This window comes from Bacillus cereus group sp. N11 (genome assembly GCF_016483605.1).
Classification (GTDB): Bacteria; Bacillota; Bacilli; order Bacillales; family Bacillaceae_G; genus Bacillus_A; species Bacillus_A toyonensis.
Genome location: NZ_JAEHBN010000012.1, coordinates 43,866 through 61,301 on the forward strand (window position 1 = coordinate 43,866; position 17,436 = coordinate 61,301).

A 17,436-nucleotide genomic window follows, 5' to 3' on the forward strand; every position below is an offset into this window, starting at 1 on the left:
CCTTTCTATTAACCGAATAAGCGATAATATAGTTGTTTCGCTTTTGGAATTTCGTTTGTACCATGAATGAACACACGACCATCTTGAAAAATAACGACGCGATAATCCTCTAATTGACAAGATAGTAAATATGGATTCCGCTCTACTTCCCCAAGTTTTTTTAATACTTTTTCTACGTCATCAAAATTGTATTGCCTATTTTCTATGGATCTTATTTGAACTGTATTTCTTCCGCATAAAACAGCTACCTTCGTTTGGTTTTCGTATGATAAATAAGGATAAGCTCGATTTAAACCGCACGATGGACAATCGTCCGTTTTTATTTTTCCTAGTTTTATAAAATGATTTTGATTACTCCATATATCAAACATGAAAAACGTCTTTCTAATTACTGAGTAATCTTCCACTAAAATTTTGAGTGCTTCTGCCACTTGATATGCCGCAACGATTTGAACAGCTGGACTAATAATTCCAGCCGTGTCGCACGTCACACCTATAACGGGAACATTCTTCAGTACACAATATAAACACGGCATTTTTTGCGGAATAATCGTATAACTCATACCGTACGATCCAACACAAGATCCATATACCCACGGAATATTATGTTTTTGTGATAAATCATTTATGATAAATCGAATATCAAAATTATCTGTAGCATCAATGATTACATCGACATTTTCTAATAGCCCTTCCATGTTTTCTACACTTGCATCCATTATGAAAGCATGTATTTGTACTTCTGAATTAATTTGTTCCAACCGTTTTTTAGCAGCAATTGCTTTCGGGATTTTCCCTCTTGCATCTTCTTCAGAGTAAAGTTGTTGTCTTTGTAAATTACTCCACTCTACGTAATCACGATCAATAATTGTCAACTTACCAATACCTGCACGCACGAGACTTTCTGCACTTGTACTTCCTAATGCACCTGCTCCTACAATTAACACATGCTTATTCCGAATTTTTTCTTGCCCTTTACTCCCGATTGGTTTGAACAACTGTTGCCGAGAATACCGCTCCTCCATTGCATACCCTTCCTTTCAAGAAATCTATTTCACATTAGAGTCTTGTTTTTGATAACAAGCAAAGTAAGCAAACCCTACAAATCCAGCTCCTCCAATGACATTTCCGATAAAAACAGGAACAAAGTTTTTAGCAAGGTCCAGCCACGTCAGATGGCCTGCAAAAATAACCGCTGATATGACAAACATATTTGCTACTACTTGTTGAAATCCAATCACTACAAATGCCATAATTGGAATCCAAATCCCAATTATCTTTCCGACAAAATCACTCGTCCCGTAAGCGAGCCAAAGCGCAAGACAAACGAGCCAATTACAACCAATCGCCAAAATTAAAGTTCTCCCAAACGATTCGTGTAACTTCCCTTCCGCTATCGCTAACGTTTTATTTAAATAATCTCCCTCTGTTAATCCGCCAAGATGTCCAAAGCAATACGCAACGAAAATTGCACCAACAAAGTTCATTACAGTAATCCAAGCCCAATTATTCAGTACACTTATCAATGAAATTTTCTTTGCATAAAGCGCCATAGACAGTGACATCATATTTCCTGTAATCAATTCTCCTCCTGCTAACACTACGAGCATAAGCCCAATAGGAAACACTGCTCCTCCTAAAACATTCACTAAACTTCCCCAATGCTCCGGCAAATTACCTAAAACTCGAATGTTAAGTAAAAATCCTAATGATATAAATGCTCCTCCTAAAAAACCGAGAATAAGCATTGCTGGCAGCGTCTGGCTTACTTTTTGAACACCGGCCTCGATTACGATTTCAGCAATTTGTTCCGGTTTATGAAATGCCATTACCAATTCCTCCATTTTCTCCAAATAAAAAAGCAGCTTCAAAAAACCTCCTCAAAATAAAGGTTTTTGAATGCTGCTTAATGTCTCTGCACATCTTTTACAGAGAAATCAATCATCACTTTTACTATGAAATAGAAAGTCCACATCTCTTGCACACTTTCCATTTTCCACTATTATGTCAGCCTTATATATTAACCACCGATATGTGACATTTCAATTTTAGGCATTGTTTTCTTATTAGTATGACTTAAGCGTTCGTCTGAATATCGATTTTCTCGATTATTCCAAATGTCGTGAATTACAGCTGTAATTTCCTCATCCGTATCCCCCGATCGAAGCAATGCTCTCAAATCATTTCCTTTAGAAGCAAATAAACAAGTATACAATTTTCCTTCTGCAGAAATGCGAGCTCTCGTACATGATGAGCAGAAAGAATCAGTTACAGATGAAATAATACCTATTTCCTCATCACTGCCTATATAACGGTACCTAGTAGCTACTTCACCTGGATAATTTGCTTCTATCCGTTCTAACGGCATAACCTCACGAATTGTATTTACTATTTCTTGTTTGGAAATAACTTCACCTAACTCCCAACCGTTATAATTTCCAACGTCCATATACTCAATAAAACGAAGAATATGCTTATTTTCCTTAAAGTATTGCGCCATCTGCAAGATGTCCTGTTCGTTTTTCCCCTTTTGAACGACCATGTTTATTTTAATTTTCATACCAACTTCAGCCGCAGCCTGTATACCTTCAAGAACCCTTTGCACTTTGCTTCTATTACCATTTAAATAGAAAAAGCGCTCTTCTTCTAAGGAATCCAGACTAACTGTCACACGTGATAACCCCGCTTTATATAAATCAGGTGCAAACTTTTTAAGTAACGATCCATTTGTTGTTAAACCGATATCCTCCACACCATCTATTTTATTAAGCCGCTCAATAAGCTCTGGAAGCCCTCTTCGAAGTAACGGCTCTCCGCCTGTAATCCGTAACTTTCTCACACCTAAAGAAACGAAAATACGTGTTATCCTTTCAATCTCATCAAAAGATAAAATTTTATCATTAGACAAAAACGAATAATCAGGACCAAATATTTCTTCTGGCATACAATATCGACAGCGAAAATTACAGCGATCAGTAACTGAAATACGTAAATCCTTTAACGGACGATGCAATTTGTCTAATGTAATTGATTTCATCTTCCTTGCCTCACTTTTACTTATTTTATATTTAAAACACGTTCTGGATGCGTATATATATTTAAAGACTGATTACGAATAAACCCTATCGTAGTAATCCCTAACTCTTCCGCTAACTGCAAAGCTAATTCAGTTGGCGCTGATTTTGACAGTATAATTTCACAGCCGATTTTTGCAACTTTCAATAATATTTCTGAAGAAATACGACCACTAAAAACAATGATTTTATCTTTTATAGAAATATTATTTTTTAAACAATAACCGTAAATTTTATCTAGCGCATTATGCCTACCAATATCCATTCGGCCTAAAATAATACCATTTACATCACATAAAGCTGCGTTATGCACTCCGCCAGTATGTCGAAATGTATCCGCAGATTGCTGCATTTCATTCATTAAATGAAAACAATCTTCGACAGCAACCTTTACATGGACACCATTCATTTTCTTTACGCTTAGTGCATCATTTGCAAAAACAAACCCTTGCCTACTCATACCACAGCACGAAGTAATATAACGTTTATTTTGCATTTGTTCGTAATACGGGTTTATTTTTGTTGTCGTTACATGTACAAATCCTTCTTTCTCCTGTACCCATATGTCATCAATATCTTCATACTTCCGAATGATTCCTTCAGATGCTAAGAAGCCTATTACCATATCTTCTATATATTCTGGAGTACTAACCATTGTAACAAACTCCTGTCCGTTCATTTTAATTGTGACTGGAAACTCTGTTACAATGCTGTCCTCTATATGCTTAAACACCCCTTGTTCATAACGGAAAACTTCTCTTTCTACCTGTATCGGTTTCACGATCAGTATCCTTCTCTCACGTTATATTTTTATCAAAAACAAATACCGAAACAGCAATATCTTCTTCTACTTTCATATCTGAAAATAAGTTCACTAATTTCGCTCCAACAAGTTCCTCCAAATGTTCACGAGAATTCGCAGCGTAAACTTCTTGGATCATTTTCGTTCTAGCCATATGAACCATTTCCGCGCCATCCATCGTACTTGAAATGAATTTCTCAGTAGGTGTTAAGTTCCCATACAGTGTTGCAATCGCCATATTTTCAGCAAATACAGTATGAATTCGTTCTGGTCCTTTTCCGAATAGTTCCTTTCGGAGTTTTCGTATCATATCATTAAATTCATGTACCTTTTTCGTCATAAAATCATACCTCCTAAAAGCCTCATTTTACTTTATTATATATTTTACCAAAATGATCTTTTCGCCCAAACTATTTCGTACAAATATTTGGACGAAAAGGTAAACTTCATGAAGTTTATTCGTCTTTTAATCCTTTACCCATACCTTTTAGGAAATGAAGACCAAACCCGATAGCACGGTTAATATCTGGATCTTTTAATACTTTCATAAGATCGAATATCCCCACTTTTTTATTACTTTCTAGATGCTCATTACCTTCTTCCAGTCCTACTAATAAACTACCTATAAGTTTTTTCGTAAGTTCTGGGTCAAGTTCTGTTAAAGCACCTGCAGCACCCATCATATTATTAATTAAATTTGTAACAGGTTTACGAGTTACTTGACCGAGAACGATCTTTGCGATTGGTTCTTTCGCTTTCAGCATAGAATTTGCTGCTTCTAGCATGCCAATATCATTTAATTCCCCGACAATATGAAACATTTGATTTAAAGCTTCTTCATTATTAGCTAGAAGCTCCTTTAAATCCTCTAACTTTTGCTGTTTTATTTCTTCCTCAGTTAATTCATGTTTTTGAATCGTTTTAATAGGTGCAGCCATATTTTTCTCCTCCCTACTTATCCGTTAAATGTACATACCCTGGACGTGCCCACTTACGATCTACCTCAATACCAGCTTGAGGATGACGTTTTTTATTACGCGGGTTCGCTTTTGGCATCGGATTTTCGCCATTAACTTCTAACACTTCCATGCGCACTTTCGTCTGTTTATAAGCAGGTGTATTCGTACGTACGTCAACAGCAGGGCCTGTTAAGAAATTAATTGCCGATTCATTATCTGTAGAGTTCATCGGTACATATAACTCATTCGCTTTTACACGATCCGTTACAAGTGCCCGTAATTTTAGTGCTCCAAAAGGAGAAACAAGGCGCACTAATGAACCTGTTTTCACGCCACGTTCTTTTGCAAGTTCTGGAGAAACTTCAACAAAAACGCCAGGTACTTTCGTTTGAATACCTGTTGATTTATTTGTCATATTTCCTTCATGGAAATGTTCTAACATACGACCGTTGTTAATGTGAAGGTCGAACTCCGCTGGGAATTCAGCTGGACGTACCCAGTCAGCAATCGCAAAACGCGCTTTTTTATCTGGGAAATTAAATCCATCTTGGAAAAGTAGCGGTGTATTCGTTCCATCAAAACTTCCCCAATGGAAACTATTCCATCCTTCAAGTACTTCATAGTTTGCTTGTGAGAATAGCGGTGATAAGCTTGCCATTTCAGCAAAAATTTCACTTGGGTGACTATAATTCCAGTTTGCACCTAATTTATTCGCAATCTCCTGCACGATCCACCAGTCTGGCTTCGCATCACCAAGTGTAGGAAGAACTTGATACAATCTTTGCACACGTCTCTCTGTATTTGTGAAAGTACCTTCTTTCTCAAGAGATGGTGCTGCCGGTAATACAACATCTGCGTATTGAGCAGTTTTAGAAAGGAAAACATCTTGTACAACGAAGAAATCAAGGCTTGATAACACTTCATGTACATGATTTGCATTCGAGTCTACAAGAGCCATATCCTCTCCGACAAGATACATAGCTTTCATCTTTCCTTCTTCAATTGCGTGAAGCATTTCAATATTATTAAGACCTGGTTCACTATCAATTTCCACTCCGTAAGCCATTTCAAATTTCGTACGTTCCATATCGTTCGTAACGTGCTGATATCCAGGAAGCCATCCTGGTAAAGTTCCCATATCACAAGCACCTTGTACGTTATTATGACCTCGAAGTGGGTAGGCACCTGCACCTGAACGACGATAATTCCCTGTTGCAAGAAGTAAGTTTGAAATTGCAGCGGAAGTATCAGAACCACCTGTATTTTGCGTTACCCCCATACCCCAAAGGATACATGTACCATCTGCATCACGAATCATTTCAGCCATTTGGATAAGTGTTTCTGTTGAAATACCTGTTACTTCTTCTGCATATTCAAGTGTATATTCTTTTAAGCTCTCTTTAAAATCTTCAAAGAAGTTTACATTTTCATTAATAAACTCCTGATCATGCCAACCTTGATCAATCATATATTTCGCAACAGCCATTAACCATACTTGGTCTGTTCCTTGTTTTGGACTAATAAAGACATCTGATCGCTCTGCCATTTCTGTTTTACGAAGATCCGCTACAATTAACTTTTGTCCGTGTAATTTATGTGCCCGTTTAATACGTGTAGCTAAAACAGGATGACCTTCTGTCGGATTACATCCTACAATAATAACAAGACCAGATTGCGCAATATCTTTAATCGTTCCTGCATCACCGCCCATACCAATTGTACGGAATAAACCATCCGTTGCTGGTGATTGGCAATAACGTGAGCAATTATCAATATTATTCGTTCCAAATACTTGCCGAGCTAATTTTTGAATGACATAATTGTCTTCATTCGTAATTTTAGAGGAAGAGATAAATCCGATAGAACCTTTGCCGTACTCTTCTTTAATAGCGCCTAATTTATTTGCAACTACATTCAGTGCTTCTTCCCATGTAGATTCAACAAACGTTCCATTTTTACGAATTAATGGTTTCGTAATTCGTTCTTTAGAATTTACGAAGTCCCAACCAAATTTCCCTTTTACACAAGTTGAAATTGCGTTAACTGGCGCATCTGAAGATGGTTGTACTTTCAGGATTTTACGCCCTTTCGTCCACACTTCAAATGAACAACCGACACCGCAAAATGTACATACTGTTTTCGTTTTCTTCGTACGAGTCTCACGCATGGCCGCTTCCACTTCTGATACCGCAAAAATACCGCTATATCCAGGCTCAACTTCTTTAATTAAATCTACCATCGGTTCAAGAATATCCGGCTTTAATCCCGTCATAAATCCAGCTTCACCAAGCATTGATTTCTCCATTAAAGCATTACAAGGACAAATCGTTACACATTGCCCACAGCTCACGCATGAAGAATCATTGATATCTACGCCATTATCCCAAATAACACGAGGACGCTCGGCTTCCCAGTCGATAGATATCGTTTCATTTACTTGTAAGTTTTGGCACACCTCTACACATTGACCACATTCGATACATTGATTAGGGTCGTAGCGATAAAACGGATGAGTCATATCAACTTCACTTACATCTACTTTTGGTTCGTAAGGATATTTTTGATGTTCAATCTCCATTAATTCTGCAGTATTATGCAGTTTACAGTTCCCATTATTGTTGTCACATACCGTACAATATAATAAATGGTTTTCTAATAATCGATCCATCGCCTCTGTTTGTGCTTCTTTCGCACGACCAGAACCGAGTTCAATGTTCATACCTTCCGTCGCCACTGTCGAACAAGATCTCATCAACTTTCCATCAACTTCTACAATACAAGTGTCACACGTTTGAATAGGGTCTACTTCTGGTACATAACAAATTTGCGGATGTTCAATCCCGTTGTCATTAATGATGCCTAATATCGTTGAACCGGGCTCCGCTGTATACTTTTTTCCGTCAATTGTAATATGAACCATGTTGTCATTCATGGTCTTTCCCCCTTTTTGAGAATAAAAAAACTCCACCACGAAAATATACGCACCACATTTTGGGCACGTTATCATCATGGTGGAGTAGTGTATTAGCACATCTTGCTAAAATACCAATCCATTTATTCATAAATAAAACGATAGATTCATAACAGGTCATATCACGATTCCATCTTTAACACTATTATTATAACGTTAAAGTTAAAAATATACAATATGTAATTTAAACTACGCATATGTCTGCATGCAACTATCCATAATAACCCATATAAAGTGAAACTTTAATCAACCTTAACCAATCGGGCTTTTACGGGCAGCCCGTTAATCCGGGATAAAACATAATAAGGAGAAAGTGAACAAATGGGGTCTTTTAACAAATGGATACGCGGTGAAAAATCTTTTTCTGCACAAGAGCAAGCTGATCATACATTACATAAACCTATTTCTTCTTCTCTTCCACTTAATTTAAAACACTTGTCCAAGTTATTTAGTGGTATTCCAGAATTAATTACACGTACTTTTCCGTTAAAAAACGGCCAAGAGGCTGCTCTTATATATATGGAAGGACTTGTAGATAAAACTGTTATTAATGTAGATATTCTTCGTCCTCTTTTATTTAAAGAGTGGAATGAGGACGATTTTTGGGAATCTTCCGTTTCTATCGGAAATATAAAAAAGGTTCAGAAGTGGACAGACATTGAGCAATCCCTTTTACATGGTAAAAGTATTTTATTTATAGATGGGCAACTATCAGCTTTAGAACTAGATACGCAAGCGGCACCAAAAAGAAGCATTGAAGAACCTACAACAGAGACATCAATAAAAAGCTCACATGAAGGATTTAATGAAGTAGCGAGCGACAGTCTCGCTCTTATTCGCCGATATATCCCAAATCGCGAATTAAAGGTGAAGGAATTCACCGTTGGCGAGCGAGCAAGTTCTAAAGTTTTTTTACTTTACCTAGCAGACATCGCAAACGAAGATGTCATACAAGAAATGACATGCCGCATTGAATCAATAAAAGTGGATGCTATTCTTACTACCGGTGAATTAGAAGGTTTTGTTGAAGATAATTCATACACGCTCTTTCCACAATTATCAATAACCGAACGTCCTGATACGACGGCCCATCACATTTTGAATGGGCGAATCGCTGTTGTTGTAGATCGCTCACCCGGCGTATTAATTGGACCTATGACCTTTTCAGCTTTTTTTCAAACAATAGATGATTACAGCTTCAGGCCAATGATTCCATCTTTTATACGTCTCCTTCGTTTCACAGGATTATTTATTGCAATTTTTGCTCCTGCTCTTTATATTGCTATGATTTCCTTTCATTATGAAGTGATTCCGCTTAAATTATTGTTAACAATCGGCGAGTCTCGTGCTAAAATTCCTTTTCCACCTATATTAGAAGCACTTTTGATGGAATTAGTACTTGAAATGCTCCGTGAAGCTGCGGTTCGGCTTCCGGGTCCCGTTGGACAAACGATCGGCGTCGTAGGAGGAATTGTAATTGGACAGGCTGCAGTGCAAGCAGGAATTGTAAGTAACGTTATGGTTATCGTCGTATCCATTACTGCAGTCGCTTCTTTCATCATCCCTAACATGGAAATGTCTGCAGGGATTCGGCTACTTCGATTCCCAATGATGTTAATTGCTTCTTTATTTGGTGTCATTGGCATTATGGTTGGGATGGCAGTTATCATCATCCATATTCTTTCTATGGAATCACTTGGTGTACCATATGGTAGTCCTTTTTCTCCGTCATTTGCTTCGGATTTAAAAGACATTCTTATACGTTTACCATGGAAAGTAATGAAAAAACGACCGCTCTCTCTTAACTTAAAACAAGAAAACCGACAACGAGACGTGAAAGAAAGGAAGGAAAATAAGTGACAAATCGTGCAAAGAGGGAGATCACTTTATTTCAATACATTCTAACAATTAGTGGTGTTCAAGTTGGATTCGGCGTCCTCACGCTTCCTCGTGAAGTTGCACAAGGAGCGAATACCGATGGCTGGATGTCAATTATTATTGGATGGGCTATAACGACTTGTGTAAGTCTTTGCATTATACAAATTATGGCGAAACATCCTGGTTATTCTTTACTTGATGTATTAACACGTTATTTAGGGAACTGGCTGGGAAAAGTCGCGATGCTTCTTTGGATTTTATATGCTGTACTTGCCGCTGTTTCTTTAATATTCTCCCTCTTATATGTCATTCATATTTGGATTTTACCTAGATCTCCAATGTTTTTAATTATGATTTTGCTTTCTATTCCAATGGTTATGCTAGCATGTAAAGGTGTTCTCATTATAAGTCGCTACGCTGTTTTTACTGTTCTATTTACTTTGTGGATGCCATTGCTATTATTTATCCCTCTTAAAGATAGTCATTGGATTTACCTTCTTCCTCTTCTTAAGGAAGGTTGGATGCCAGTTTTACACACAGTAAAATCAACTATTATTGCGTTTCTCGGATTTGAGTTTGCATTTGTCCTTTATCCTTACCTTAGTAACAAATCATCTGCAAAGAAAGGAATTGTTCTTGCAAATCTAATTACACTATTTGTTTATCTTCAAGTCACTTTCGTCTCTTTTGTTTATTTTAGCCCAGATGGTATTACAAAGTTTTTATGGCCCACTCTTTCTCTTGTTACACCATTTCACTTTTCATTTCTTGAGCGCTTTGAAATTATCTTTTTGTCATTTTATCTCTTTATTATTTTTGATTCTTGCATTCCTTATATTTTCACTGCTTCAGATGGAATCAATCAATTACTTAACAAAAAAAGCAATTCATTGCCTGTTTGGTTTTTATTATTCGGGTGTGTTTTCGTTTTATTCTTTTATACTCCTTCCTCTTATCAAATAAGTGCCTTACGGGAATTTTGGGGAACTACAAGTTATTTTATCGTTTTTCTATTCTCAGTCGTATTTCTCTTATACATGACACTTTATCAGTATTGGAAAAGGAGGCAAATTTAAATGAGACGCTTTATTCATTTCACTATTCCTTGCTTTCTCATAATCTTTTTAACAGGCTGTGGCGATCGGCTCGACTTAGAAAAACAATCGATTTCATTAATTTACGGGTTTGACGCAAAAGCAAAAGGTAAATTAATTGTGTACCATGTAAACCCTATTTTTAATGAAGATGTAGAGAAAAAATACGAAACCCATGTAGCGAAAGTACATACCCCTCGAGAAGCAAAAGCAACGTTTAATAGTTCAAGCAACGGTCTAGTTTCTACAGAAAAGTTACAGCTCATTTTATTTAGCAATAATTTTTTAAAACAAGAAGGTGCTATGCCTTACCTTGATGTTTGGTATCGCGACCCTAAAAACACTGGAAATATGCGTTTGGTTGCAGTAAATGGTCCCATTTCCTCTGTTATATATAATAACTTTAAAGATAAGCCTGCTCTTCCTGAGTACTTAACTGATTTAATTAATACGAACAAACTGTACAATCGGACCGTTTTTACGACATTTCATGAATTTCACAGGCAAACGTTTAATAAAGGTATAACACCTGCTATTTCAGAAATAAAAAAAGGTAAAAAAGATGTTATCGTTACCGGTTCTGCACTACTAACTTCTCGTGGAATTTATAAAATGTCATTAAATCGTTATGAAAGCGCACTTCTTCTTCTATTACAAAAGAAGGCTAATACACCAGTTTCTCTTACAATGAAGATCCCTTCTACTCGAGTTGAAAGTAATAGTAATTTAAAAGATACAGAAGGCAACGATTTCGTAACTATAAATGTTCTTAGCATGAATCGTAACATTCGTTCAGGCTATAGCGATAACCGTTTCAAATTTAATATTAAAATGAATTTAAAAATTGCTATATCTGAGATTACATTCAATATGGATTTAGATAAAGATAAAAAGAAATTAACTTCACTTATCGCAAAACAACTAAACAAAGATTTAAACGAATTAATTCACAAAATTCAAAAACAGCAACTGGATCCATTCGGATTTGGTGATTATGCGAGGGCTTTTCAATATAAAGAATGGAAGAAGGTTGAAGACGATTGGCCTAATTCCTTTTCCAAAGCTAGCGCAAAAGTAACACCGACTATCAAAATTTTAGAAAGTGGGATTATTAAATAAAAAATACACGCTATCTGTTCTTATAAGTATAAAGAACAGATAGCGTGTTTTCATTTACATGACAAGTATTATTTCAACAGACTATACTCTATTTCCGTTTCTAACATTACTATGTTTTTTTGCGTATATAAAATATATAAAAACACCGATTATAATCCATGCCACAAAACTAATTAAAGTAAGCTTAGAAAGGTTCAAAGCTAAATATATACAACTTACTATTGAAACGATAGGTAAAAAAGGTACTAGGGGCGCACGGAATGGTCTTTTCATATTAGGATGTGTCTTCCTTAGTACAATGACAGCTATAGATACAAAAACAAATGCTGTTATCGTTCCCATATTCACTAAATTAGCCAATAAGTTCAAATCCACTAATCCCGCTAATAAAGCTGCTAGTATGCCTGTAACCCACGTATTAAAAAATGGCGTTTGTAAACGTTTATGAACACTGGAAAGTCTTTTTGGTAATAACCCATCTCGACTCATCGAGTAAGATACACGAACAAATGCAAACATAGCTACTAACAGAACTGTCGTTAGCCCCGCTATTGCCCCCACCGATAACAAGCCAGCAATTCTATCTTCTCCTACAGTGCGCAACGCATATGCAACTGGATCAGCAACATTCAACTCCGTAAACGGAACCATTCCAGTCAACACGAATGAAACTCCTACATATAGAACGGTACAAATGAATAAAGAAACAAGTAGCCCAATCGGGACGTTACGCTGTGGACGCTTCACTTCCTCTGCAGCTGTTGCAACTGCATCAAATCCTAAAAAAGCAAAGAATACAGTGGCTGCTCCTCCTACCACACCGTGAAAACCAAACGGTAGAAATGGTTGCCAATTTTCTGGTTTTACATATTGTGTCCCTACAATAATAAATCCTACAATAACAGCCAGTTTAATAATAACCATTATATTATTAATTCGGGCACTTTCTTTTGCACCACGACTTAATAAAAATGTTACAACTAAAATAATCAGAGCTGCTGGTAAATCAATAATTCCACCCTTCCCCATACCAGGTGCTGATGCAAAGATTGTAGGGATGTGAATATTAAACCCTAGTAGCAATGACTGAAAATAAGCTGACCATCCTGCTGCCACCGCAGAAGTTGCTAATAAGTACTCCAACATCACACACCAACCAACTATAAATGCAAAAATCTCACCTAATGTCATATATGTATACGAATATACACTTCCTGAAACTGGAACTGCAGATGCAAATTCAGCATAACAGAAAGCTACACATGCACATACAATGGCCGCTAATATAAATGATAATACAATCGCTGGACCAGCATGTTTCGCCGCTACGATACCAGTTAATACAAAAATCCCTGTACCAATAATCGCTCCAATTCCTAAAAGAGTTAAATCAATCGCTCCTAAAGTTTGATTCAATACTTTTTTCTTTTCTTCATCCATTGTTTTCTTTATTAAAAGACTCATTCATTGAAACCTCTTTTTCAAGTTTATCTCTTACTAATTACAATCTTTATTACTGTTCTGTTTAGAAAATAAAATTATACACAATTTACTCCTTTTCTCTTATAGACTTAGCAATCTTAAAAACAGAAAAATCAATCTTTTTAACTCATAGTAAATTTTAAAAATAATTATTGCGAAAATACATCTCTAAGAATGCTGATTGAATTTATCATACAATTAATTATATTGTCAACAATATAATTAATTAAACAAAGACGGTTAATTATGTATCAAATGTTATTTTTAAACATAATTATTTTCTCGAAAACATTGTTTTTTTTCTGTTTTCATGTTCATATTCATTTTCCCTCACTGATTTTTATACAATTTTCATTACATAGAATTCAAATAAAATCACCATACCTTTAATCAAAATACTATCTTTAAATAATAATTCATTCGAAGTTATGTAACCTTTTTAAGCGAATAAAAAAGTGCAGATTTTCATCTGCACTTTTTTTATTCTTTCACTTCAGCTTCTGCACTACTATTTTCAAGATTCTCTTTCTGAGCTTCTTCTTCTATCTCAGCTGAAATCATTCCATAATAAAGTTCTGGATACAATCCAAATATTTGATATACACTTCCTAAAAACGGCATCAGAATCCCTCTTTTCTAAAGTTGTATTGCCACTTTTAAGGATTCCCTTTTCATTCATTATACATTCGTTTTTGGCGTTTCTTCTTCATCTTGAACACTTAATAAATTTTGCCACTTTTTATAAGGAGCACTATTCGGATCCACATACCCTTTTGCATACGAACGATCCCACAATTGTTTAATAAACATTTCTTTCTCTTTCTTCGCAACCATATCGGCACCTGTACCGTAATAGTTTTGAAAGTATAGTTCGATTTCATCAAGGAATAATCTTAATAATTCATCTGACGTTTCTTCTAACGTCGGATCATACTTCGCTTCACGGTCATACATTAAAATCATATCTAAAAGATTGTGAACATGTTCTTTTCTAAGCCATCTTACATCTTGAGCTCCTAATACGAACGGATGTGTATATAAATGTCCACCTTGAATCATTGCCTTTTCTTGCTCTTCTTCAAATCTGGACAAGATGTTTTCATAAATAAACGGATTATGAAGTAATGCTCTGTGTAATTTATAACTTTCACTTGAAATATTTTTCCCCATCGACTGAATTAAGAAGCTACGTCCAACGCCGTTATATTGATACACAAACTGCCCATCAACAGCAACTAAACTAATCCAGCGATACATATACGCATATAGAAGGGCACGATTACATTTATCGTAGTCTAACTTCGTTTGAGTCGCATTCAAGTCGGGCATAAAGGCTGGTAAGTGCCAATACTTATCTAAATGCGGCGTTAAACTAGATTTTTTACTATTTAATTTGTTCACACGGCGATAATATGATTGGAAGTAGTCACCTTTATCATTCATAAAACCGTTCGCAATGTGTCCTGATGATAATTTAGGAAAATCTTGCAATGATAAACCGTAATGTGCCCGGTAACAGATCACTTCAAATGGTGAAAAAGCTTCATGTACTGTATCTTTTTCTTTAAACATTTCTTGAATTAATTCTTCTTGCAGTTCTTTCTTTAAAGTTGGATGTATACCCCAATATTGTAATTCCCTATGGTGAGAAACTTTCGGCACGAATGGACTAGCTAAATGGAACAGATCTTCAATTTTTTCACGAACGTATTCATCACGATCACGCTTCTTATAATCCGCTTCTTTTCGCAATGCCTCTATAATATTAAGTTCTAATTTATCACGATAACGTACTTGTAATTCATCATAACAATAGCTCAATATATGTTCACGATAAAAATCTTCTACCTTTTTCGATTGAATCTCTTCCGTTTTCGCATCCCGACAATATTCCCCATACAAACTCATATAAATTTCTGCTGATATATCTTTCGGCAATACACCTAAATTTAAATGTTGCTGCATATCTTGCCATATTTTTTCTTGCAACTTCTCTTCCGCTAATACGTATACATTCGTTGGGTTTGTTTTCCCTTCAAACTCCTTACTTCTTTTTTGAATTTCAAACAATAAATTTTCACGTGTTTCATGTAAATTATCAAAAAACCTTTCCCAATATTGAATCATTTTATTAACCGCTTGATATAACGATTGATAAACGAGTTCTAACAGCATTTCTTTTCTGTACTCATTTAATTTGTGTACATATTGAGTTACGATATCTTCAAATTCTTTTTTAAATAAACGTTGTTGATTATTCACCATTTTTCCAAACCAACCTTGTTGCTGAGCGATTTCAACGCGGCGTACAGCAGTTACCGTTCCATCTATATTACCTACATTAAATTTTTTATCATAATTTTGAATTACATTACGCTTCTGTTCATTATTTTCATGTAGTCGATTCATTTTTTCTACTAACTGCTTTCGAATTTCATATAACATAAAACGCGCTGCTACTGGATGAACAGGGTCTGTTTTCTTTAAAAACCATGTATTTAATTGATAGGACTGTCCTTCAGACCCACTTGGTGAAAAACGGTCTGATTCAATCATGTCATATAAAAGTGTCGTTACATGTTCATGTACACGGCTCGGAATCGCATACGCATATAAACGAACCGCATGATCTACTCTCGCTACTTCTCCTTTCATTTGTTCCATCATTTTTAGTTTCGCAGCTGAAATTTTACACTCGTGCTGCAAACGATTTAATTCCTCATCTTTTTGCACTGTGCGCTGTACATAGCTTTCTACAGCTTCTAAAAACAGTTTAGATTTCGCAACTCCGAGCTTACCGCCCTCTGCTCCTTCACGCGTTTCATTGTACATTTGTCTATAGAAAATATGGGCTTGTTCTGGACGGGTAGCAAGATGTTCTAAATCCTCTAAATAACTTTTGCCACGCTCTGGCTTTTCACGCTGCATACCACGTTTTACATCTTGGTCGTACCTTTGCTTCTTTTCTTGAAAGAGTTGATCCAAATGAAGCCACGATTCGTCTAAACCTTGCACAGCCCATTTTAAAGCACAATATTTTAACACATGTTCATATGGATAAATGAGCTTTGCTGTTCCTGCCCCGCAATATCGTCCTTTCCCGCTTGATTCTGCCAATTGCTGAATTTGATTATCTTCCTGTGCAAAATGACTTGTGGACATCGGACTAAATAACTGTAAATAAATCGTATTTGCCATCTGCTCCATATAATCCGATAAATTGTGTAAATGGTGTCCATGTAAGTTTTCGTAATCGTATAAGAAACAATAATTGTACGGTAAATGATGTTGTTTAATCGTATGATTCGTTCTTCCATCCTCATCTACTTGATCCGGACGGTATTCTAATTCAATCGTTACACCACCGCGTTTTGATAATTCTCCAGTTGAACCGAGCGTAATGGCATGCAATTCTTTTAAAGACGCATAACCATTTGCTTGCACCGTTTCAAATTCTTTCGCACTAACCGTTCTCGTCTTCACTAACACATCAGGCATTAAAAATGCACCGCGTATTAAAATGTTATGATGCTGCAGTTTTTTCCGAAGCATTTCACGTAAATATAATGCAATTTGCAGAAACATCCCCGAACCTGTTCCGCCTGCTAGTGATGTTACAATAATAACTCGCACACCATATTCCGTTTGATCACTTGTAACCGGAAAAATCTTCTCAATTTCTTGCCAAAAGGACGTCAATTTATCTTCTTTCATCGCAGCACGTAACGCTAAACGTGAAATGACGCGTAACTGTCCTGCTCCTTCTGTTAATGGTTTATCAAGTATAGTTGGATCCATTGGAAACCACTCTGGAATCGTTGGATCTCCTGCAATATACTCTCTAGGCGTTTTACTTGAACTCGTTTGTGTCTTAAACTTTCGAATATGATCAAATTTACTCAATGTATTCACATCTGTATCAAATACGTGCATCGCTACCTTTTTTCGGCGCTCTTCAGGCAGTTTTTCATATATTTGATGCGTCACAGTACTACCGATTCCACCTAATCCAATTAATATCGTTGGAACTTGTAATGTCATGTGAACCACCTTCCTA

The 17,436-nt window shown here is 36.1% G+C and carries 13 protein-coding genes; 3 read left to right on the plus strand and 10 right to left on the minus strand.

All coding sequences use genetic code 11. From position 1 onward, the window contains the following. Positions 1 to 8: 8 nt before the first annotated feature. The 7 genes from JDS98_RS19460 to fdhF form a co-directional block, all read right to left on the minus strand. A complete protein-coding gene (locus tag JDS98_RS19460; RefSeq protein ID WP_097958393.1) occupies positions 9 to 1,025 on the minus strand; it encodes a molybdopterin-synthase adenylyltransferase MoeB in 1,017 nt (338 codons plus the stop codon). A gap of 24 nt (positions 1,026 to 1,049) precedes the next feature. Then, entirely contained in the window at positions 1,050 to 1,829 is a 780-nt protein-coding gene (locus tag JDS98_RS19465) for a formate channel (protein ID WP_087968830.1), read from the minus strand. A 191-nt stretch (positions 1,830 to 2,020) separates the two neighbouring features. Next, on the minus strand, positions 2,021 to 3,037 hold the full coding sequence (moaA, locus tag JDS98_RS19470) for a GTP 3',8-cyclase MoaA (protein WP_000836455.1): 1,017 nt from the start codon (positions 3,035 to 3,037) through the stop codon (positions 2,021 to 2,023). 20 nt (positions 3,038 to 3,057) lie between these two features. Next, positions 3,058 to 3,855 carry a formate dehydrogenase accessory sulfurtransferase FdhD gene (gene fdhD / locus JDS98_RS19475; protein WP_087950586.1) on the minus strand — a complete coding sequence of 266 codons (798 nt, stop codon included), beginning with the start codon at positions 3,853 to 3,855 and terminating at the stop codon, positions 3,058 to 3,060. Positions 3,856 to 3,871: 16 nt separating this feature from the next. Then, positions 3,872 to 4,216: a Na-translocating system protein MpsC family protein gene (locus JDS98_RS19480; RefSeq protein ID WP_000163331.1), complete on the minus strand. Its 345-nt coding sequence runs from the start codon at positions 4,214 to 4,216 to the stop codon at positions 3,872 to 3,874. A 115-nt stretch (positions 4,217 to 4,331) separates the two neighbouring features. Then, positions 4,332 to 4,814: a helical membrane plugin domain-containing protein gene (locus JDS98_RS19485; RefSeq protein ID WP_000729911.1), complete on the minus strand. Its 483-nt coding sequence runs from the start codon at positions 4,812 to 4,814 to the stop codon at positions 4,332 to 4,334. A 13-nt stretch (positions 4,815 to 4,827) separates the two neighbouring features. After that, on the minus strand, positions 4,828 to 7,767 hold the full coding sequence (gene fdhF, locus JDS98_RS19490; RefSeq protein ID WP_199634219.1) for a formate dehydrogenase subunit alpha: 2,940 nt from the start codon (positions 7,765 to 7,767) through the stop codon (positions 4,828 to 4,830). A gap of 360 nt (positions 7,768 to 8,127) precedes the next feature. Here fdhF and JDS98_RS19495 point away from each other — a divergent pair, with 360 nt between their 5' ends. From JDS98_RS19495 to JDS98_RS19505, 3 genes are read left to right on the plus strand one after another with little or no spacing between them, the layout of a single operon-like run. Continuing rightward, the gene (locus tag JDS98_RS19495) at positions 8,128 to 9,666 is read left to right on the plus strand and encodes a spore germination protein (RefSeq protein WP_097958398.1); all 1,539 of its coding nucleotides are present in this window, start codon (positions 8,128 to 8,130) and stop codon (positions 9,664 to 9,666) included. After that, a complete protein-coding gene (locus tag JDS98_RS19500) occupies positions 9,663 to 10,760 on the plus strand; it encodes an endospore germination permease (protein WP_199634220.1) in 1,098 nt (365 codons plus the stop codon). The genes JDS98_RS19495 and JDS98_RS19500 overlap by 4 nt, the downstream gene beginning before the upstream one ends. Then, positions 10,761 to 11,897, plus strand: a complete 1,137-nt coding sequence (locus tag JDS98_RS19505; RefSeq protein ID WP_098911799.1) for a Ger(x)C family spore germination protein — start codon at positions 10,761 to 10,763, stop codon at positions 11,895 to 11,897. An 81-nt stretch (positions 11,898 to 11,978) separates the two neighbouring features. On the opposite strand, the gene JDS98_RS19510 is transcribed toward JDS98_RS19505, so the two are convergent. The 3 genes from JDS98_RS19510 to JDS98_RS19520 form a co-directional block, all read right to left on the minus strand. After that, positions 11,979 to 13,361, minus strand: coding sequence for an APC family permease (locus tag JDS98_RS19510; protein ID WP_106080629.1), 1,383 nt, complete (start codon positions 13,359 to 13,361; stop codon positions 11,979 to 11,981). A gap of 498 nt (positions 13,362 to 13,859) precedes the next feature. After that, positions 13,860 to 14,000, minus strand: coding sequence for a hypothetical protein (locus JDS98_RS19515; RefSeq protein ID WP_001116188.1), 141 nt, complete (start codon positions 13,998 to 14,000; stop codon positions 13,860 to 13,862). A 57-nt stretch (positions 14,001 to 14,057) separates the two neighbouring features. After that, positions 14,058 to 17,420, minus strand: a complete 3,363-nt coding sequence (locus JDS98_RS19520) for a tubulin-like doman-containing protein (protein ID WP_000175115.1) — start codon at positions 17,418 to 17,420, stop codon at positions 14,058 to 14,060. Between the last annotated feature and the right edge of the window lie 16 nt (positions 17,421 to 17,436).